Source organism: Peribacillus butanolivorans (assembly GCF_001273755.1).
Taxonomy (GTDB): Bacteria; Bacillota; Bacilli; order Bacillales; family DSM-1321; genus Peribacillus; species Peribacillus butanolivorans.
Genome location: NZ_LGYA01000001.1, coordinates 488198 through 507458, shown reverse-complemented (window position 1 = coordinate 507458; position 19261 = coordinate 488198). Strand labels below are relative to the sequence as shown.

18 protein-coding genes and 1 pseudogene are annotated in these 19261 nt (G+C 37.2%); 4 read left to right on the top strand and 15 right to left on the bottom strand.

Annotation, left to right across the window (positions count from 1 at the left end):
• Positions 1-330: 330 nt before the first annotated feature.
• Positions 331-873, bottom strand: a complete 543-nt coding sequence (locus tag AKG34_RS02510) for a TetR/AcrR family transcriptional regulator (protein WP_053344632.1) — start codon at positions 871-873, stop codon at positions 331-333.
• Positions 874-997: 124 nt separating this feature from the next.
• On the opposite strand from AKG34_RS02510, the gene AKG34_RS02505 reads away from it, so the two are divergent.
• Positions 998-1657, top strand: a complete 660-nt coding sequence (locus tag AKG34_RS02505; protein WP_053344631.1) for an SDR family NAD(P)-dependent oxidoreductase — start codon at positions 998-1000, stop codon at positions 1655-1657.
• A 392-nt stretch (positions 1658-2049) separates the two neighbouring features.
• Here AKG34_RS02505 and AKG34_RS02500 read toward each other — a convergent pair whose 3' ends face one another.
• Complete coding sequence (locus AKG34_RS02500) at positions 2050-2583, bottom strand: hypothetical protein (RefSeq protein ID WP_053344630.1); 534 nt, start codon at positions 2581-2583, stop codon at positions 2050-2052.
• A gap of 673 nt (positions 2584-3256) precedes the next feature.
• Here AKG34_RS02500 and AKG34_RS02495 point away from each other — a divergent pair.
• Together AKG34_RS02495 and AKG34_RS02490 are read left to right on the top strand one after the other, a co-directional pair.
• Positions 3257-4294, top strand: coding sequence for a serine hydrolase domain-containing protein (locus tag AKG34_RS02495; RefSeq protein ID WP_053344629.1), 1038 nt, complete (start codon positions 3257-3259; stop codon positions 4292-4294).
• 22 nt (positions 4295-4316) lie between these two features.
• On the top strand, positions 4317-4730 hold the full coding sequence (locus tag AKG34_RS02490; protein ID WP_053344628.1) for a GNAT family N-acetyltransferase: 414 nt from the start codon (positions 4317-4319) through the stop codon (positions 4728-4730).
• 154 nt (positions 4731-4884) lie between these two features.
• Here the strand turns inward: AKG34_RS02490 and AKG34_RS02485 are convergent.
• Positions 4885-5142 (bottom strand): annotated as a pseudogene (locus AKG34_RS02485) (IS1595-like element ISSpps1 family transposase); the annotation flags it as partial.
• Positions 5143-5674: 532 nt separating this feature from the next.
• Here AKG34_RS02485 and AKG34_RS02480 point away from each other — a divergent pair.
• On the top strand, positions 5675-6361 hold the full coding sequence (locus AKG34_RS02480) for an ArsR/SmtB family transcription factor (RefSeq protein WP_053344626.1): 687 nt from the start codon (positions 5675-5677) through the stop codon (positions 6359-6361).
• 111 nt (positions 6362-6472) lie between these two features.
• Here the strand turns inward: AKG34_RS02480 and AKG34_RS02475 are convergent, their stop codons facing one another.
• The 12 genes from AKG34_RS02475 to AKG34_RS02425 all read right to left on the bottom strand — a co-directional run bounded on the left by AKG34_RS02475 (position 6473) and on the right by AKG34_RS02425 (position 19112).
• Positions 6473-7357: a DMT family transporter gene (locus AKG34_RS02475; RefSeq protein ID WP_053344625.1), complete on the bottom strand. Its 885-nt coding sequence runs from the start codon at positions 7355-7357 to the stop codon at positions 6473-6475.
• Between the two features lie 443 nt (positions 7358-7800).
• Positions 7801-9231, bottom strand: a complete 1431-nt coding sequence (locus AKG34_RS02470; protein WP_053344624.1) for an MDR family MFS transporter — start codon at positions 9229-9231, stop codon at positions 7801-7803.
• A 62-nt stretch (positions 9232-9293) separates the two neighbouring features.
• Positions 9294-9866 (bottom strand): TetR/AcrR family transcriptional regulator, encoded by a 573-nt coding sequence (locus AKG34_RS02465; RefSeq protein ID WP_053344623.1) that lies wholly within the window; start codon positions 9864-9866, stop codon positions 9294-9296.
• Between the two features lie 267 nt (positions 9867-10133).
• Positions 10134-10226: a putative holin-like toxin gene (locus AKG34_RS29535; RefSeq protein WP_223305372.1), complete on the bottom strand. Its 93-nt coding sequence runs from the start codon at positions 10224-10226 to the stop codon at positions 10134-10136.
• Positions 10227-10554: 328 nt separating this feature from the next.
• Positions 10555-11532 carry a 5-oxoprolinase subunit C family protein gene (locus tag AKG34_RS02460; RefSeq protein ID WP_053344622.1) on the bottom strand — a complete coding sequence of 326 codons (978 nt, stop codon included), beginning with the start codon at positions 11530-11532 and terminating at the stop codon, positions 10555-10557.
• The gene (locus AKG34_RS02455; RefSeq protein WP_053344621.1) at positions 11533-12408 is read right to left on the bottom strand and encodes a 5-oxoprolinase subunit B family protein; all 876 of its coding nucleotides are present in this window, start codon (positions 12406-12408) and stop codon (positions 11533-11535) included.
• 18 nt (positions 12409-12426) lie between these two features.
• On the bottom strand, positions 12427-14472 hold the full coding sequence (locus AKG34_RS02450) for a sigma-54 interaction domain-containing protein (protein WP_083450644.1): 2046 nt from the start codon (positions 14470-14472) through the stop codon (positions 12427-12429).
• A 377-nt stretch (positions 14473-14849) separates the two neighbouring features.
• On the bottom strand, positions 14850-15614 hold the full coding sequence (locus tag AKG34_RS02445; RefSeq protein WP_053344620.1) for a LamB/YcsF family protein: 765 nt from the start codon (positions 15612-15614) through the stop codon (positions 14850-14852).
• A 5-nt stretch (positions 15615-15619) separates the two neighbouring features.
• Positions 15620-16975 carry an acetyl-CoA carboxylase biotin carboxylase subunit gene (locus tag AKG34_RS02440; RefSeq protein WP_053344619.1) on the bottom strand — a complete coding sequence of 452 codons (1356 nt, stop codon included), beginning with the start codon at positions 16973-16975 and terminating at the stop codon, positions 15620-15622.
• A 31-nt stretch (positions 16976-17006) separates the two neighbouring features.
• The gene (locus AKG34_RS02435; RefSeq protein WP_053344618.1) at positions 17007-17255 is read right to left on the bottom strand and encodes an acetyl-CoA carboxylase; all 249 of its coding nucleotides are present in this window, start codon (positions 17253-17255) and stop codon (positions 17007-17009) included.
• Positions 17248-18246 (bottom strand): 5-oxoprolinase subunit C family protein, encoded by a 999-nt coding sequence (locus AKG34_RS02430; protein ID WP_053344617.1) that lies wholly within the window; start codon positions 18244-18246, stop codon positions 17248-17250. The genes AKG34_RS02435 and AKG34_RS02430 overlap by 8 nt, the downstream gene beginning before the upstream one ends.
• Positions 18243-19112, bottom strand: coding sequence for a 5-oxoprolinase subunit B family protein (locus AKG34_RS02425; RefSeq protein ID WP_053344616.1), 870 nt, complete (start codon positions 19110-19112; stop codon positions 18243-18245). Before AKG34_RS02425 ends, AKG34_RS02430 begins: the two co-directional genes overlap by 4 nt.
• Between the last annotated feature and the right edge of the window lie 149 nt (positions 19113-19261).

Sequence of the window (19261 nt, the reverse complement as noted above, 5' to 3'; positions counted from 1 at the left end):
TTTCCCTCCATCTATCTGCTTCATTTACTCTGTACCACCTTCGGCAGTAAGGACTTTGTTTTGTTTCGCAAACTCATCCAATGATACCTAGCCTTATATGAAGTTCGTGTTCCTCAGACCGGAGGTTTGCCGCTTGCTTCCTTCAGATTCCACGTTACCGTGGACACCCTTGCATTAAGCTAACCACTACTACTGCCTTCATGGTTCGGGACTTTCACCCTATAGATTGCACCCATGCCGGGCGCACGAAAAAGAGCTGCCTTAAAGACAGCTCCATATTCAACTAACGCACCCGTTTGTTTAAGAACATTTATTCAAAAACTTTTATACTCATTTGTTAAAAATTAATAAAGATACTTCTTCAATAATTTTTTTTTGAGATAAATTGGTTTTCTCCACTACCAATAGCTCTGCTGCATCATATAGAATTCTTGAATATAACAAAATATTAAATTCTTTTATATCATTAAATTCATTCAACTGGATACATAATTGTAAATGAATTTTTAACGCATCAAGCATTTTCATTCTTAATAATGGAAATAGATTCTGATAACTATACGGACAGCTATCTTTCACTTGCTGTAAGTATTCAAAAACAGCTTGGAATAAGTTCTCTACTTGTTTTTTATCCCACGTGTATATGTCTTTTGTATGCTTATTAAGCTTTTCGGTTGCTGAATCTTTTGTCATTTCATCAAATAATTGAAATTTATCTTCAAAATGAGCATAGAAAGTTGCTCGATTTATATTTGCTTGTTCTGTTATATCCTTTATCGTTACCTTTTCAATTTTTTTATGCTTTAAAAGCTCAATAAATTCCTCCACAATAGCTTGTCTCGTTGATGTTTTTCGGATATTTTGTACTTTCATTATATTTCTCCTTATCACAACAAACTGCTCTTTTTGTTGGATGTTACATCATATTCTCTGCTTTACAATTACATTAAAACAACAGATGTTGGTTTAATTTTAATGAATAAGGTGGTTAAAATCAATGACAACAATTGCTGTTATCGGTGCAGGTCCCGGTTTAGGTTTATCAATCGCTAAGAGATTTGGTTCAGAACAATTTAACGTGGCCCTTATCGCTCGTAACAAAGAAAAGTTATCAGCTATGGTTGAAGAATTAAAAGGCTTAAATATTGAGTCTAAATATTATTTAGCAGACTTACGAAATTTAGAACAATTAAAAAAAGCTTTAGACGATGCAAAAGCAGATTTTAATAATATTGATGTACTTGAATTTAGTCCCTATCCAGGACCCAAATCATTTATTCCCACATTAGATGTAACTGCAGAAAATATGACAGAACAAATTAATTATTTCTTATTACCAGCCATTGAAGCCGTTCAAAGCGTATTACCAGGAATGCAAAAAAAAGGTGCAGGCGCGATTCTTTTCCCAACAGGTATTTCCGCAATGCATCCAATTCCTCAACTTGGTAACGCAGGTATTGTTATGGCTGGACTACGTAATTACGCCACAAACTTGCACAACATCCTAAAAGAACAGAGCATTTACGTTGGACATTTATCTATTGGTACGCTAATCGAAAAAGGTACAGAGGGTGACCCGGATCTAATTGCAGATATGTGGTATAACCAATACGCTACTCAACCATACTTTGAAGCAGTTTACCCAACAAAAAACTAACCTTATCTTTAGCAGGATGATCATAAGCATTAAATTCGTTTTTTAAAATTCGATTCAAATTAGGAAGATTTATTTGGGACCAAAATTGTTTGGTCCCAATTTTTCACTTATTAACTCACCTGAAACTTTTGAAATAGGCTAACCCTTCAGTCACTTATTGAGCTATCCTGCCCCTTTAGTTCCATAAGAAAAAGCTGCCTTAAAGACAGTTCCGATCTTCAGCTAACGCACCCGTTAGTTTAAGGGTATCATTTCACAAACCTTCAGTTGTTTTAGCTTAATGCCTTTTATATCTTCAATTTATTTTGTTACATTGGGATAACCCCATGCCGGAAAAAGAAAGGACGACTGCATCAAGCCATCGCCTTCCATTCTGTAAGCTGTTTCGATTGTTAGACCGAAATGATACCGCCTGTTGGGACTGGGACTGATGGACCGGTTACTTCAATGTCTGCATCAACAAACAACCCATGAGGGAAAGTCGCCCCTGCATCGTCAAAAGCCAAATCCGGCCCAGAACCAAATATTCTCCCAGCAATTACTTCTACGCTAAGTTTGTTTTTCTTTTCGTTGCGGTCAATATCGCCCCAAAATGAAAAACGCCATGTTCCGAAAGCCGGAGGAGAAGCGGGACCGGTGACTACGATGAGGAGGGTATGGTGAGGGAGAACTGTTACTGTCCAGTTACCATTTGGTGGAGACGAAATTTCCGGGTTTTGAACGCCAGGAGCTACCCCAGGAGAGGAAAATTCCACTAGGAAATTCGCAGTAAGCGTTTTTGAACTCGGATTTTTGAAATAGATGTTGATCATATCATTGCTATCTGGCGCTTGGTTATCAACGGGCACATGAAATACACCAGTTGTAATTGCCTCTACCATATTACCACTCTCTTCTGATGAACTTTCTTCAAAGTTGTTATTCAAATAAACTCTTCCTTTCAATCAATAAAAAATTTTTTCCTAAATATAATTTATTCGTGATACAGCTTTTTTGTATGGATCAATTTGCTGATAAAAAAACACAAGTTTCGAAAATAAGAGAATTAGATTAAATGTCTTCTTATACTCAATACAAAGAATTATTTAGCTTTACCTAGTACACGCCAAATGGTCAGCTACCTCTTCCTGCTACTTTCATAGTGAGGTGGGTTTGGGATGTCGCTCTCAACTACAATGAAATTGGCATTACCAAACAACATAGTCCTCTCTGATAATTGGAGTGTCTGATAGTTAATCCTTCTTCCACTAACCTGCCCCTTTAGCTCTATAAGAAAAAGGCTGCCGCAGCGACCTCTCTTATTGAAGTTAAGCACCTGCTAGTTCATTAAGAAAAGGCATAGAAGGAAAGAAAAGAATAAACCACTTTCTGATAACATAACTAAGTCAAACAAGTAATTTATAACATTACCCATTCTCCAAGCTATTACTGCTGAACTAATTGCAATCACAGCTAAACTTACAACTTAACTAACTCTAATTTGCCTTTATCGCCTGCCCTACATCTAATAAAATTATTTTAATTTATTTTACAAATAGATATAGCAGAACGTATATTCGTGTTATATTTTATTTGATAATACTACCAAGGAGAATAATTGTGAAATTAAAAAACATTAACATTGAAGAACGAATGAAACATTATAATGTGCAAGGTTTAAGTATCACATTGCTTGAGGGCGGTGAAATTAATGGAACAGAAAATTATGGCATATTAGAAGTGGAAAGCAATAGAAAAACAAATGAAGATTCTATTATTAGTGCGTGTTCAATTAGCAAGTTCTTAACAGGAATACTTGCTATGAAGCTAGTACAGGATGGACTTCTTGATTTAGGTGATGATGTGAATGAAAGTCTTGTATCGTGGAAAGTACCAGAAAATGATTTTACTAAAAATAAAAAAGTGACATTGAGGAACTTACTAAGTCATCAATCTGGAATTAAAGACCCTGAAGGTAGTTTTCCTGAACTAAATTCAAAAATAGGGGTTCCTTCGATGGTTAAATTATTAGAGGGGAAAACCCCTTATTGTAAAACTCCTATTGACGTCAAGTGTGAACCAGAAAGTGAATTCCATTATTCGGATGCAGGTTTTTGTATCATTCAGCAACTGATAGAAGATGTTACTGAAAAACCGTTTCATCAAGTTATGAATGAGCAAATATTTGAACCAGTAGGAATGGCAAATAGCCAATTCAATACAACAATGTTGGAAGTGGATAGACAAAATTTTTCTTGTGGTCACAACAAAAACGGTGAATTAGTAGATGGAAAATATCCAATATATCCTTATCCAGCGGCTTCTGGATTATGGACAACTTCTTTGAATTTAGCTGAATTAGTTCGTGAGTTAATGAATGCTGTAAAAGGAGAAAGCAAGGTTGGCATTTCGGAAAGTTTAGCAACAGAAATGATAACCCCACAAAGAGGTAAAAGTTGGACTGGATTAGGTGTGTTTCTTGAAAGTTCTGAAAAAGAACTAGAAATTACATCACTTGGTTGGGGAGTGGGCTTTCAATGTATGATGGTGGCGTTTCCATATTTAGAGAAAGGTGCGGTCATAATGACAAATGCAGAATTGGGTGTTCATCAAATGGAAGGTATTATAGGAGAAATATATAAATCTCTTTTGTCTTAAAAAGCGTTAAGGGGGGAGAAATATGCAGATAGCCTTAGCAAATCCAACTCATATACCTGAAGTTGTGTCGTTCTTCAACGAAAATTTAGACCGCAATAACAGTGCGGTTTATTCTGAAGAGTTTTTATGCCCTCTTGGAATTAAAGCAGCCATAAGAAGAAAGCAAATGATAGTGGCAACAGTAGAAGGTCAAGTAGTAGGGGCTTTTCGGTTTTACCGAAAAAAAACACAAAACAAAATATCTTTATACCAATTTGCGATTAGTGAAATTTATCGCGGTCAAGGGTTATTAAAAAAGATGTTAAAAACGATAAATGATTTACCTATCATTTCACTATGTCCGACTGATTCCTATTTAAATGATTATTATGATAAATCAGGATGGTATTTACAAGAACAAAATGAGGAATTTAATGTGTGGATTTTTAATGACTGAACACGGTTTTCCTTTTATCTAATAAGTAGTATAGTCATTTTCTTCTTCAACTAGGGTGTTTAAGTAAAAAACGGACAGCAAAATACATGAGCTTGGAGATACATTTCCCAGTTCATTTTTTATGTGCATTTTTATTTTCCTATAATCTTGGCACTTAGAATGCGAAGTTTCTCAGTCTTAACTTATCTGCGGTTTCCCAAGTTCCATGAACACTTGCCAAGATAAGCATTTGCATTTGCTTTTTCTTGCTCAAATGGCTTTCCATTTTCCTATTGTCGAGAAATTGAAACCACACTAAATAAAGTTGTAAATACTTCGTAGAAACACCATTAAAACGACTTATCCATTTCTTTAAACGGGAATGGTAATTATTAATATTATTGAGGTGGTAGATGCCTTTCTTTACATATTCTTTCTTACTGCCGTTTATGATGACGTGCTCCACTTCGTTATTAGATTTAACATATCCAATAAGAAAAAGAGCTGCTTCCATTTAGCAACCAGGGACTGTACATTTGTTTTCAGTTGAACTGGACAACTCATTTACTCCCTATAAAAGAATAGCTCTTACCACCTTACAAATCTGCACGTTGTATTTTTCTATACTACGTTTCTCTTCCTTTTTGTTGTGCTACTTGATGATTCGTATTCTCTTTCCACTTTTGAATCGCTTCTAAGGATTCCAAATAAGGGACTGTAAAATAACCATGCCCTTCGTGATCTCTTGAGCTCTCAACACTGATAAATCCAGGTTACCTTCCAAATTCTATCACCTTATCTGCCATGCTTGCAGATCCTTTTGAAACGTGGTCTGTTCTTTGAGAAGTAAATATTTCTATATTATAGGTGTTCATCATGTTCCCCCTTGAAATTGTTATTATTCATTGAAAACGATAGACACTACAACTATAATCGAAATGTGGAATGCAGAAAGGATGGTAAAAATGAATATAAATCCAAATGTGGCGGAAGTTGCTTTTCTCCTTGGAGAAACGTCGCGGGCAACAATTCTAACGAGTTTAATGGACGGACGTTTTCATACAGCCAGTGAATTAGCTTTTATGGCTGCGATAACACCTCAAACAGCCAGCTTTCACCTTTCTAAATTGATAGAAGGTAACCTTGTTAACGTTGAAAAACACGGACGTCATCGCTATTTCCAACTAGCAAATGGAGAAGTCGCGCGCATTTTAGAATCGTTCCTTGCGATTTCTCCACCTCCTGAAGTGCGCTCTTTAAAACAATCTAGTCAGGTAAAATTGCTTCGGGAAGCAAGAACTTGCTATGACCATTTAGCAGGAAAATTAGGAGTCGATTTAACCGAATCGATGTTGAATGCTGGTTATTTGGAAAAAGAAGTAAGAGATTTTGTAGTTACACCTAAAGGAGAACAGTTTTTTACTGATTTCGGCCTTGATTTATGTATATTAAAAAGAAAACGCCGCTCATTTTCTCACGCATGTCTAGACTGGAGTGAGCGTCATCATCATCTTGCTGGCTCTTTAGGACATGGACTTATGACACACTTTTTTGAATTAGGTTGGATAATTCAAGTTCCATCAATTCGCGCTGTTAAAGTCACAGATAAAGGAAAAGTAGGGTTTAAACAAGCTTTTAATATAAATGTGTAATTTAACGCTGAGAAAAACCCCTCCTTAGTTCACAGATAAGGGTAACTTATTTTTTTCTGAACACTATGAGGGGTTACATTTGCGCTTGAATGCTTAGAACAAACTATTTATTTATAAAGCTCTTTTAACTTGGTTATTCTTCTGCTGGAAATTTCTATTTACAAGATAGACACCAATTATAATAAACAAGCCACCAACTATGATTGAAGGGTATAACGTCTCCCCTAATAGTAACCAGCCAGATAATACACCAAAGAAAGGTGCCAAAAATAAAAAGGCACTCGTTTTTCCTGGATCACCCTTTTGTAAAAGATAATACCAGACGGCAAATTGGACAATAGAAGACATAATACTTAACCATAATAAAATGAACAATGAATTACCGTTCAAAATGAAGACTGGTTTTTCAAGAATAAAGCTGCTAAGTAAAAGTAGTAATCCACCAAAAAACATCTGATAAGCAGATAGAACCCACGTATCGAAAAACAATCCCCATTTTTTAACTAATAATGTTGAAATTGCCCAAAAAACAGCAGAAAGAATGCCAAAAAGAATACCAATCTTAAATTCAATTTGCGTTCCCATTGTAATGCTTACTCCTACTAATCCTAAAAGAACACCAATCCATTGATAAAGTTTATAGCGCGTTTGTAAAAATACGGTACCGAATAGAACAACAAGTAAAGGGTTAGTGAATGTTAGAATTGAGGATTCACTAGCTGTAATGGTTCGTAAACTTAAGAAAATACACCCCATAACACCGGCTGTTTGGAAAGTACCAATAATAAGCATCTTTATCCAGTTTCTTTTAGATTCTGGGTGCGGCCTTTTTAAAGCGATAACGATTACTACCATTAAGAGTCCGGCAAGTGTGAAGCGTAATGCTGCTAATAACAACGGGGATGAATAAGACAAACCTATTTTACCTACAGAAAAAGAAGAACCCATTAAAAATGTTGTTAAGAGTATTAACAGTGTAAATTTGAAAGTATTCATTTTTTATCTCCCCACATATTATAATGACCAACCTGTGCCTATTATAACTTCTGAATATTTCAGCTGTGATCGAAATATGGAATGCAATGGAGATAAAATAAAACTGGTAAATCTAAGTTGTTCGAATTGGCTTCTCTGCATAGGGAACCTTTACATGCTCAATACTAACTAATTTAATGAATGGGCTTTTCCGTACAGCTAGTGAATTTTGTTAAGCACAAAACGACAAAGGCGCTTCATAATCTTTTTGTTTCTATCCAGAGGGATGACAAGTGGTTGACCCTTATTCCTCTAAAATTTTATATGTTTTCTTGTTCAACTACCCTGCCTTAGCTCAAAATCAACAACATCCTTTAACAGAGCCAAACAAACAATAAAAAAGCCAGACAGAGAAACCCCATTCCCTGCTGGCTTCTTTATGTTATTACGTTAAGAGATCTTCCTTATTTATCGCGAGCTGTTTTAATAAAGAGCGACACAATCAAACCGACGATTGCAAGGACTAGACCGAAAACAAAGGCATCCTGAACACCTGCAGTCAATGAACCGCTAATGGCTGATGGGTCAAATGGGTCTTCTACACTAGCCATATAGTTTTTTTGAGATGCTGACATGATGGTAATAGCAACCGTCGTACCAATGGCTCCCGATACTTGTTGTAATGTATTCATAAGAGCCGTTCCATCTGGATAAAGATTTTTCGGAAGTTGATTCAGCCCATTTGTCTGAGCAGGCATCATGACCATCGAAACACCAATCATAAGGAAAGTATGCATGACGATTACCATAATGATAGAGGTTTCAGTCGTTACGTTCGTTAAAGTCCATAACATAGCAATCATGATAATAAAGCCTGGAATCACTAGCCCTCTTGGTCCAAATTTATCAAAAATGCGCCCCGTAATTGGAGACATGAAACCATTCAGTACGCCACCCGGTAAAAGTACAAGCCCTGCTGAAAACGCAGCTAATGCTAGCCCAGTTTGCAAGTATAATGGTAATAGGATCATAGATGACATGATAATCATGAAGGTAATGAAGACGGTTATTAACCCTAGCGTGAACATAGGATATTTAAAAACACGCAAGTCAATCATCGGTTTATCCATGTTGAATTGTCTTACAGCAAACAGGAATAGCGCTACAAGGCCTACAATGATCGAGGATAGAACGATCGCATTTCTCCATCCTTGATCTCCTACAATACTAAAGCCATAAACAATTCCCCCAAAACCAATGGTCGATAAAATAATGGATGGTACATCGATTTTAGGCTTGGTGATCGTTGAAACGTTTTGCATATACTTGAGACCAAATAGTAAAGCGATCACAAAGAACGGCAAAGACACCCAGAAAATAAAATGCCAAGTCAGATTTTCGATGATCAAACCTGAAACTGTCGGTCCGATGGCTGGTGCAAACATGATGACGAGCCCCATCAACCCCATGGTTGCTCCCCGTTTATGAATTGGGAAAATTACCAAAATGGTATTAAACATAAGAGGAAGTAAAAGTCCCGTTCCGACTGCCTGGATGACACGAGCTAGCATTAATAGGCCGAAACCAGGTGCTATTGCAGCAATGAGCGTTCCGATAATAGAGAACACCATTGATGCAATGAATAATTGACGAGTATTAAACCACTGAATCAAGAGCCCCGAAACTGGAACCAATATCCCCAATGTTAATAGATACCCCGTTGTCAGCCATTGCACAGTAGAAGGACTAACATTGAATTCCTGTATTAAATCGCCAAGTGCCATATTTAAAGCTGTCTCACTAAATAACCCAATGAACCCTGCAATTAAAAAAGAGATTAATATAGGGGTCGTTCTAATGACTGGGTTTTGTTGCTGTGTTGCATCTGTAGACATAAAAAAATTCCTCCAATTACTAACTGCATCGACCTAAGCTTATAATAATTTTTCCGTATCACTTATTTATTTATCAACAATAATGGTATCTGCTCCGCAATAGCGTGGAGAGGTTCCCCACTTTTCGCCGTTAAAGATAAAAGAATACCACCTTCTATTAAAGCGTTAATGACGATACTTAAATCCTTAGACCGCTTCTCACTGTATCCTGCCTCATGTAATTTTTTCACATAAATAGATTGCCAATCCGTTACAGCTTCTTGACAGGCCATTCTTATAGGCTCACTTGTCGTATATGTTTCAGCCGCTATTGTTCCGATTGGCAAGCCTAAAAGATTACCATTTTCGCCAAAAACCTCGGATAATTGATAAATATGAGCCTGAATTGCTTTAATAGGGTCTTCAATTTCATCAAATTCTCGCTGAATTTCACCTACAACCATTTCTTTTGTATGATTAATCGCCTCAATAGCCAATTCTTCTTTGCCTTTAGGAAAATAATGATACAGCGAGCCTTTAGGAATACCACTTTCCTCAATAATGTCCTTAAGCCCTACACCATAATATCCACGTATTCGAAAAAGTCGAGAAGCAGCTTCAATAAGAACTTCTTTTGAGCTTCTTTTGTCTGCCATAGCTGAATCACTCCTTGAAATTATATCAACCGGTCTATTAGAACTATACTGACACATCATTTTTTTGTCAATGTAGATAGCAACAATGATAGGATTTGCTTTGATTCAGGCATACCTATCAACAACATAAAGAACACCTCATTGGGTGTTCTCTGCCAGTAAAAAGAATCGGAAAACTTTTACCATCCTTAGGACACGGCCTTTTTAAAATAAACATTTCCATCAATAGAATAGCGGACTATCGTTTAAAAACATATATCGGTATCTTCAAGGATTCTTGTCATGATTTTTAAAATCAAGAATAGCAATTACAAACATGCCAAAGCTTAGCATTAGGGAAAGAACTTCAAAAGTACCCACTCATACATCGCCTCCTTACATCAAGCATTTCCTGATCAGAGATTGTCCTATACAGGAAAACATGAAGTACTGGCATTTCAACGGCAATAGTGCATTAATAATAAAAAAAGAGCAAACCCAGTAAGAGTATGCTCTCGTAATAATCATGTTCCTTGAAAAATCGAAAGTTCATAATAGGAAGTTGACTTCAATCTAAACTCTGACTAGAAGCTCTTGATTTCCGCTTCTGCTATCGAGTTATTTTGAGCCTCTTCATTTAATACTCATACATCCTGTTCCAGTTATTGAAAAGAGTTTTATTATTTTGGTACAAAGTTTAAGTCATTACTTACCTTTTAATAAGACCGACCAGCGTTTCCATCCTTTTTTTTCTTTCTGCTCGCGCTTGGATGGCCTGGTCAATAGTAACTGTGATGAAGTGACATTTCGATAAAGGTCTAGATTGAGAAATTAAATCTAAATCTTGGCTTATTACGGTGCCTATTGTAACAAAACCACCTCCTGTCATTGCATCATTATGTAAAACAATCAGTTCTTCCTCATTTGTAAACATAATAGATCCTATAGGATACGCAAAATCAACAACATTCGAAAAACTAGTTCCTGCACCGAATGGTGGATATTGCTCAGTGAATGACACTCTTGGGCCAGTATATCGGTAAGCAACCCGGTTGGATTCATGCGAAACGATCCATTCCGAATTGAGGAAAGTTTTTAACCCTTGATCGCTCAATAAGTAACCTGATAACCCCATCGTGACACGTAATTCTTGAAAATCATTAAAGGTTGGGACGAATTCTAGCGGAGCAGATTTACCAACCTGTTTTGAAGCCCCTGGCAATGGTTCATTAATCTGTATTCTATCGCCTACAGCTAACTTTCTGCCATCAAAGCCCCCAATCTGGCTTAGTTCGTAGGTTGATTTACTACCTAAAACATCTTGAACCTTTATGCCACCAGAGATACTTAAATAACTTTTCACCCCTTGTTGGCAAGCTTTTATCGTTAAAATGTCTCCTTCTTTTACTTGGTGGGTTTCCCAGAAAGATAATCGTTGGTGATTTAAGTATGCTTCCATTGGAGCACCTGTAAGGGCAATAATTAAATTTCTATGAAATTCAAACTCTCCCCCTAATAATGTCATCTCAAGTGATGCAAACTCAGCTGGATTTCCTACAAGTAGGTTCCCAATAATAAATGAATATTTATCAGCTGCTCCTGATGGCGGTACGCCCAGATGATACTTCCCAACGCGTCCCATGTCCTGTACCGTTGTCCATAACCCAGGCTCCTTAATTTCTATCATTTAAAAATCCTCCATGAGCTCATCGATATATTTTTTTCCTTTTTGTACATATTCAAGTGGAGAAAGATCAATTCCTTTTACTTTATTATGATACGTTCCTGCACGTACGCTGCTTTCGATCTCATTATATTCAGATTCCTTAACAGGACGATACTTCCATATATCTCCCGGTCTTGCCAAAAAAGAAGTCTCCTCTAATGGGTTTGTTTTATCTACTAAAGGGATAGCTGATCGTCCTATTAGTTGATAGCTACCTGGTCCATTGACTGGATAAATCACATTGAATGCACCACCTATACCAATGCCTCTTTCCGGCGTTTCTGTACGGGGACTATTATATTTTGGAGCTTGAATGATCCCATTTGGCTGCAATCCAAGCGGAAAATGCCAACCCGTTCCTGGCAGAAATCCAACCATCGTAATTAAATAAGGTGTCTCTGAATGAGATTTTATAAAAGATTCTTTGTCGGTAAACCCATTTACTTTCATCACATATTCAAAGTCTGTTAAGTCAGGGGCAGGGTGTCTGCTCTTAAAACGCATGGAATATTCTCTTGACACTGGATCGTCGTACCATGCTGGTATTTCTACTATTCGTACTGATAAATTTAACTTTTCAGGATTGCTTTTCGTCAAATCTATTTCTTTTAAATAGTCCAGCAAATCTCTTGCTGAGACGATGTCCGGGTTATAACGAACTAAATAGGAGGCATTGGATGAAACAATATCAATAACGCCTGGAATCTCTCTTTTTCTCAGCTCCTCCGTCACCGCAATTGCTTTAAAGTTACTCTCAATCCTCATATCACGAGAAATTTCAGCATATATGTATTCATCTCCACCGAAATTAAAATGAGTTTCAGGCAAATTAAACAATAATTGTCGCCCCCTTTATTATTTCAGCTTTTTCATCCGCCTGCTTATTGTCGCAGGACTAACACCTAGTACTTTAGATAATTTATCGGCAGTGCCGTATTTTTGCATCCCTCTTTGAATAAGTTGAGTTTCTAATTCTTCTACCGCTTCTTTAAGTGGCATTATTTCTAAAACCATTAGTTGTGTTTTCTTTTTTTGAACTTCCCCGTACAGAAATTTCAATGCATCCTCTCGTTTTATCCATTCTCCCTCGCCCAATAACGTTAATCGCTCCACTATATTTTGAAGTTCTCTTACATTTCCCGGCCATGCATATGTCTCTAAAACTTCAATAGCTTCTGGGGTGAAGCTTTTCTTGATATCATACATTTTTTTAAATTGTTCCAGAAAATAAATGGCTAAGGGAAAGATATCTTCTTTTCGCTCACGTAATGGCGGAATACTAAATGGAATAACATATAATCGGTAGTATAAATCCTCCCTGAATTCACCTTGGTTCACCAACTCTCGTAAATCCTTATTCGTTGCCGTTATAATTCGAACATTTACAGGTTTCGGCTGGGTCCCGCCAATTCTAGTCACTTCTCGTTCCTGCAACACACGTAATAGCTTCACTTGCATATTTAAAGGGAGTTCACCAATTTCATCGAGAAAAAGCGTGCTGTTATCAGCAATCTCAAACAGGCCTGCTTTCCCATTTTTATCTGCACCAGTAAATGCCCCTTTCTCATAACCGAACAATTCACTTTCTATGAGATTCTCTGGAATTGCACCGCAGTTAATCCGAACTAGCTGCTTGTTACTCCGTGGACTGGCTGAATGGATATGGTGAACAAATACTTCTTTCCCAACACCGGATTCACCTTCGAGTAAAATTGTCGAATTAAATTGGGCTACTCTCTTTATCTCTACTACTAAGCTCTCAATCGTTTTCGAACGATAAACAAGTTGTTTTTCGTTAATGTTTAAATCATCATGATCTTGTAGCGGTTGAAAACCTTCGTCCGATTGATCTAAAATTGAGGATCTTTCTTGTGTAATGTCCCTTGAAAGTACAACTACTTTTTCTAATTTCCCTTCGTGGTATACCGGGGTTGCGACCGACCAGACTCTACTTTTCCCCATGGAATCCTGAATCGATGTAACCTTTTTCATTTGTTTCTTGCATAGTTCAAAAACATTAGGCTGAAAAATGTTTTTTCTAGTAAACTCACTTATATGCTTACCAATTATGTTTTCTGGATTATCCACTTTCCAAAAATCGTGAAGAAACATACCCGCTACTCGAATGATTTTGCCGCTTTCGTCAATGACGAGTATTTGTTCCTGGGAAGAAGCATATACCGTTTGTAAATCAGAATTCAGATTTCGAACAAAGTCTAATTCTTTAACAGAATCCTCGAAAACTTCACGCGAGAAAAAGATATGTATGAGGCCTTTTATTTTATCTTCCATTCTTAAGGGGTAAAAATTTCCTACTGTATGTTTAAAGTTAATAGAGGCGTTCACATTTATAAGAGTTTCCCCAGTCATGACTCTATCAAGATTTTTATCGATAGTTAAAAGCATTTTATAGTCTCGAAACTGTAAAAATGAACGGTGAAGACCTAAAATACTTTCTGCTGTTTCATTAATGTATTCTATTTGGTAATCGATATTCGTTCGGACAATTCCTACTCCAGCTCCATGTAAAAGGAGATTTAAATCCTTCAAATTCAACTCACTGATTTTATTCCGTGCTTGTTCAATTGTAGTGTAGCCGACAATTTCTCCATTAGCATCTTCCCCTATAATCAGAGAAACGTTATGGAAAAATTCAACAGGCGTGAACTGTGGGACTTTTAAAATATCACTTTTATAGCTAATCGGCTGTGATAAGTCTGCCTTTTGAGCAATTTGGTGCATTAGAATCTCCATTGTGCTATAGCCCACTAAAGACCCCTTATCCTTTACAAACACAATATTCGCTTCATGATCTGATAATTTTTGAATGACAGATCCAATATTACTCTGAATATTAACATATACTGAAATCGGTTTAAGAATATCGTTCCAAATAATCAACTTACTCACCCCTCCCGATAACTAAATCTTAATTTTATTATACTTTTTATAGATAAAGATATGAATTCAGAAGTATTTTAATATATATATTATTTTGATTATTAGGTCAATTATATCTTTTATTAAGTATCTGAAATTTCAACGACAAGTGAAAGAACTAGGGCTTAGTTTGAGAAGTTTACAAATTAATTGAAGAGTGTCTGGAGGGATAAAATTACAATACAATTCGTTATATTGGGGGCTAAACAGAATGACTCCGGCATTCAATACCGGAGTCATCTACTAGTCGACTAATCTATAAATCCTTTTTAAAGAGCATAGTTCAATATTTAGAGTCCAACTACTATACCAATATACATTTTAGGACCAGTACCTTACTAGATAATCTTTTTAATAGGTACAATCTCGACGCCGCCCTCTTTTAAAGCTTCTACAACCTTTTTAGCCAGAGTCGGCGCTCCTGGTGTATCTCCATGAATACAAATGGTCTCTGCTTTAATGGAAACATCTTTTCCATCGTGTGTGATGACTCTTCCTTCTTTGACCATACGAACAACTCGCTGCGCCATTTCTTCATAATCATTGATTTGTGAGCCTGTTCTCGTTAACAAAATGGACCCGCTTTCAGTATGCTCCCGGTCAGCATAAGCCTCTTTTGCAACAGGGACACCCATTTTTATCGCTTCTTCCATCACTTCAGATTGGCTAAGCGCAAATATGACCATATTGGGATCGATAGCATGAATTGCTTCTAATATTGCTCGTGCTATAGTCTTATCTTCCATTGCTTTCATAAATAAAGCTCCGTGTGGTTTACAATGCTGGATTTTGACATCTGCTGCAGCGCTGAATTCTCTTAAAGCACCTACTTGATACATCACATAGTCTTTAATTTCTAAGGGTGTACAGGTCATGAAGCGACGACCGAAGCCCAATAAATCAGGAAACCCTGGATGCGCACCAATCCCAACATCATATTTCTTTGCTAGTTCCACTGTTTTTCTCATAACATGGGGATCTCCGGCATGAAAACCACATGCAATATTAGCCGAGGTAATGGACTGCATTAATTCTTCATCATTACCTAATTCATAAAGACCGAAGCTTTCACCCATATCACAGTTCAAATCTACCTTAAACATTGTTTTCACCCCTCAAGCACTTGAATTTTATTTTCTGCTAAAAATTGAGTCGTATAATTCCCACGTATAAACTGGTTATTTTTCATGATTTGTTTTAAAAGCATGAGGTTTGTTTTAACTCCCTGTACGTCAATCTCATCAAGTACTCGCTGCATTTTTTCGATTGCTTGATCACGTGTGATGCCGTGTACAATAATTTTACCGATCATTGGATCATAAAAAGGGGTCACCGCACTGCCTTCAATGATGCCAAAATCAAACCTTACATCGTTTTCAGGTAATTTCAACCTAGAAATTACTCCAGGACTAGGAAAGAAAGTATTAGGATCCTCTGCATAAAGTCTGCATTCTATCGCGTGTCCTGTTTTGTTTATCTCTTCCTGTGTGATTGTCAGTTTTTCCTTAGCAGCAATTTTTAACTGTAGTTCAACTAAATCCAGTCCCGTTATTTCTTCAGTTACTGGGTGTTCTACTTGCAGACGAGTATTCATTTCAAGAAAATAGAAATTTTGATTTTCATCAAAAATGAATTCCATTGTGCCTACATTTGTATAATCTATTTGTTTTACACCTCGAATGGCTGCATCTAACAATTCTTTTCTAAGGGTATCATTTAGAAATGGTGAAGGGCTTTCTTCTATCACCTTTTGATTTCGGCGCTGGACTGAACATTCCCGTTCAAATAAATGTAAGACATTTCCGTATGTATCAGCGACAATTTGCACTTCAATATGGCGGGGGTTTGAAATCCATTTTTCTAAAAAGACAGTTCCATCCTTAAAAAATGAAGTAGCTTGTTGCTTCGTCGCATCAAACACTTTTATTAGCTCGGCATCATTTTGAACAAGCTGCATCCCAATACCGCCACCACCGGCGCTAGCTTTTAACATGAGCGGGTAACCAAGATCGTTCGCAATCAGCAATGCTTCGTCAACTGACTCAATGCTTTTATCCGTACCTGGCACAACCCTTACGCCCGCCTTTTGCATTTGGGTACGAGCTTCAAGCTTACTGCCCATAATATGTATTGTTTCCGCAGAGGGACCGATAAAGACAATGTTTTCTTCCTCACATCTGCGTACAAATTCCGGATTTTCAGATAAGAATCCATACCCAGGATGAATAGCATCAGCATGTGTTTCTTTTGCTATCTGAATTACTTTTTCAATATCAAGATAACTCTTTTTCGCTTGAGCCGGACCTATGCATACAGCTTCAGTCGCTTCACTGACATAAGGAGCCTCTGCATCGGCTTCGGAATAGACAGCGACTGTTCGAATGCCTTCCTTATTACATGTACGAATAATTCTCCTAGCAATTTCCCCTCTGTTTGCAATCAGCACCTTTTTAAAATAGCCCATTTACTTTTCCTCCTTCCTTCCACAAAAATGATTACTGTTCAATGATTACCGCTATTTCCTGTCCAGCGTCTAGAAGGTCCTCGTCCTCAACAAAGAATTGCGCAAGAACCCCATCTGTTTCTGCTTTAATTTCATAGAAGTTTTTCATAACTTCCACCATAGCAAGAACATCGCCTGTCTTAACTGTATTTCCTTCTTTTACGTACACGTCTTTATCAGGAGCTGGTTTGCGATAAAATACTCCTGGGATTGGTGATAGAACTGTTTTTTGTTCAGCCATGATTGATTCCCCCTATTTGTCCTAATACTTGTTTTTTCATTTGATTGATTTTATCTTTGTATAATTTTCTCGCCTCAAGGGCTTCATTAATATCAACAGCAACAAACCGAACCTTCTCATTTGTTTTAATTTGAGCCATCTTGTCTAAATCCGTACTAATAATTGTACAAATCGTCGCATAGCCTCCACCTGTCACAGCATCGTTTAACAAAGCAATCGGTTCGACACCATCTGGTACTTGAATGGATCCGATTGGATACCCTAGATCAACCACATTTGAAGGGTTGCTACCGGCACCAAATGGTTGTTCACGCTCTACGAAATTCAAACGCTCCCCTTTAAAACGGTAGCCAACACGGTTTGCTTCCGTTGTAACCGTCCAATCGATGGAGAAAAAGCGTTTTTTACTTTCTTCAGTCAGGCGATAACTGCACAATCCTACAACAACTCGAATCTCATTCGTTTTTGAGAATACCGGAATTAATTCATCACTTATCCGTGTTCCAATCGCAATCTTTGATTGGTTAGCATTACCGATTTTCAAATGGTCCTCAGCTTGGAGTGGCCTTCCTTCGAAACCTCCAATTCCGCACAAAGTATATGTAGACCGTGATTCCATAATAAGCGGCACTTCAATTCCGCCAGCTACCGCTAAATACACCCGGGCTCCTTGTTTAACAAAATCAAATGACAGCACATCTCCAGCCTTAACTTCTAAAGTTTCCCACATTGGAACATATTGATCATTAATCTTTGGCGGTATTTCCCCTCCTGCAATAGCAACGGTTACATCTTGTTGAAATTCTAAGACTGGCCCCATATAAGTAATCTCGAGAACAGCTGCATTTTCATCATTCCCAACAAGTAAGTTGCTTGCTCTGTATGAGTATTTATCCATGGCTCCCGATGGTGGCATCCCCACTTCATAAAAGCCAATTCTTCCATAATCTTGAATAGTCGTTTGAAGTCCAGGATTAATAACTTTAATCATGCATATAACCTCCTTATCACAGATTCTGAAAACGCATTTGGATTCTCGAGAACATCTTTCGGTTTAAAGGTGATATCCTTCGTCAAATATCGGAATTCCCCATTTTCAACTTGTTTTCGAATATCTTCGTATTCCTCCATCGAAATGCTTCGATATCTAAAAACATCCCCTTGTCTAGGGAAGGTCATTGACTCTTTAAAATCATGTAAACGCTGCTCTTTTTCAAAAATCGGTGCTGCAGCAGTTCCAAACAATTGATAACCACCTGCACCTTGTACCGGATAAATAACAGCAAATGAACCGCCGAATCCGAATGCTCTCTCTGGCGTATATGTTCGAGGACGGACATATTTAGGTGCTTCGATTTGCTTCTCGTTTGGAACCATTTGATAGCACCATGGCAACCCCGGTACAAAACCTATCATCGACACAAGATAAGGGGCATCCGTAATTGATTTAATTAAATCTTCTTTTGATTGAAAGCCATTTGTATGTGCCACATATTCAATATCTGTTGATGTTGGATCCTGATGTCGATCTCTAAAACGCATTAATGCCTCATGTGTCCAAGGGTCTTCAAATAAAATGGGTACATCAACTGCACGTGCAGTTATTTCAAAGTTCTCCAACGTAACATCTTGTTCAAGTTCTTTCAATTTTGAAATTAAATCATCTGGATGAATGAGATCTGGATTAAACCGAATCATATAAGAAGCATTGGATGGACAAATATCCAGTATTCCTGATACCTTTTTTTCTCGTAACGCCTTAGTAATTGCCATTGCTTTAAAATTCGTTTCAAGACTCATTGCCTCAGCTAATTCAACAAAAATAAACTCATCACCGCCATATTCGTAACGGGTCAATGGACTTCACCTCATTTATTGGATTTATACTAGCATTTATTGGATTTATACTAGAACGTTGCAATATTCATGCCAAAACTGATAATCATATTATTTATCGATTTTTCAGACTATTAAACTGATAAAACGTCTATATACCTTTAGTAATC

Coding starts and splice junctions, on each gene's coding strand:
- AKG34_RS02435 (WP_053344618.1), bottom strand. CDS start 17,255: ATGGCTGAACAAAAAACAGTTCTATCACCAATCCCAGGAGTATTTTAT.
- AKG34_RS02430 (WP_053344617.1), bottom strand. CDS start 18,246: ATGATTAAAGTTATTAATCCTGGACTTCAAACGACTATTCAAGATTAT.
- AKG34_RS02470 (WP_053344624.1), bottom strand. CDS start 9,231: ATGTCTACAGATGCAACACAGCAACAAAACCCAGTCATTAGAACGACC.
- AKG34_RS02465 (WP_053344623.1), bottom strand. CDS start 9,866: ATGGCAGACAAAAGAAGCTCAAAAGAAGTTCTTATTGAAGCTGCTTCT.
- AKG34_RS02480 (WP_053344626.1), top strand. CDS start 5,675: ATGAATATAAATCCAAATGTGGCGGAAGTTGCTTTTCTCCTTGGAGAA.
- AKG34_RS02505 (WP_053344631.1), top strand. CDS start 998: ATGACAACAATTGCTGTTATCGGTGCAGGTCCCGGTTTAGGTTTATCA.
- AKG34_RS02460 (WP_053344622.1), bottom strand. CDS start 11,532: ATGATAGAAATTAAGGAGCCTGGGTTATGGACAACGGTACAGGACATG.
- AKG34_RS02475 (WP_053344625.1), bottom strand. CDS start 7,357: ATGAATACTTTCAAATTTACACTGTTAATACTCTTAACAACATTTTTA.
- AKG34_RS02490 (WP_053344628.1), top strand. CDS start 4,317: ATGCAGATAGCCTTAGCAAATCCAACTCATATACCTGAAGTTGTGTCG.
- AKG34_RS02510 (WP_053344632.1), bottom strand. CDS start 873: ATGAAAGTACAAAATATCCGAAAAACATCAACGAGACAAGCTATTGTG.
- AKG34_RS02445 (WP_053344620.1), bottom strand. CDS start 15,614: ATGTTTAAGGTAGATTTGAACTGTGATATGGGTGAAAGCTTCGGTCTT.
- AKG34_RS02440 (WP_053344619.1), bottom strand. CDS start 16,975: ATGGGCTATTTTAAAAAGGTGCTGATTGCAAACAGAGGGGAAATTGCT.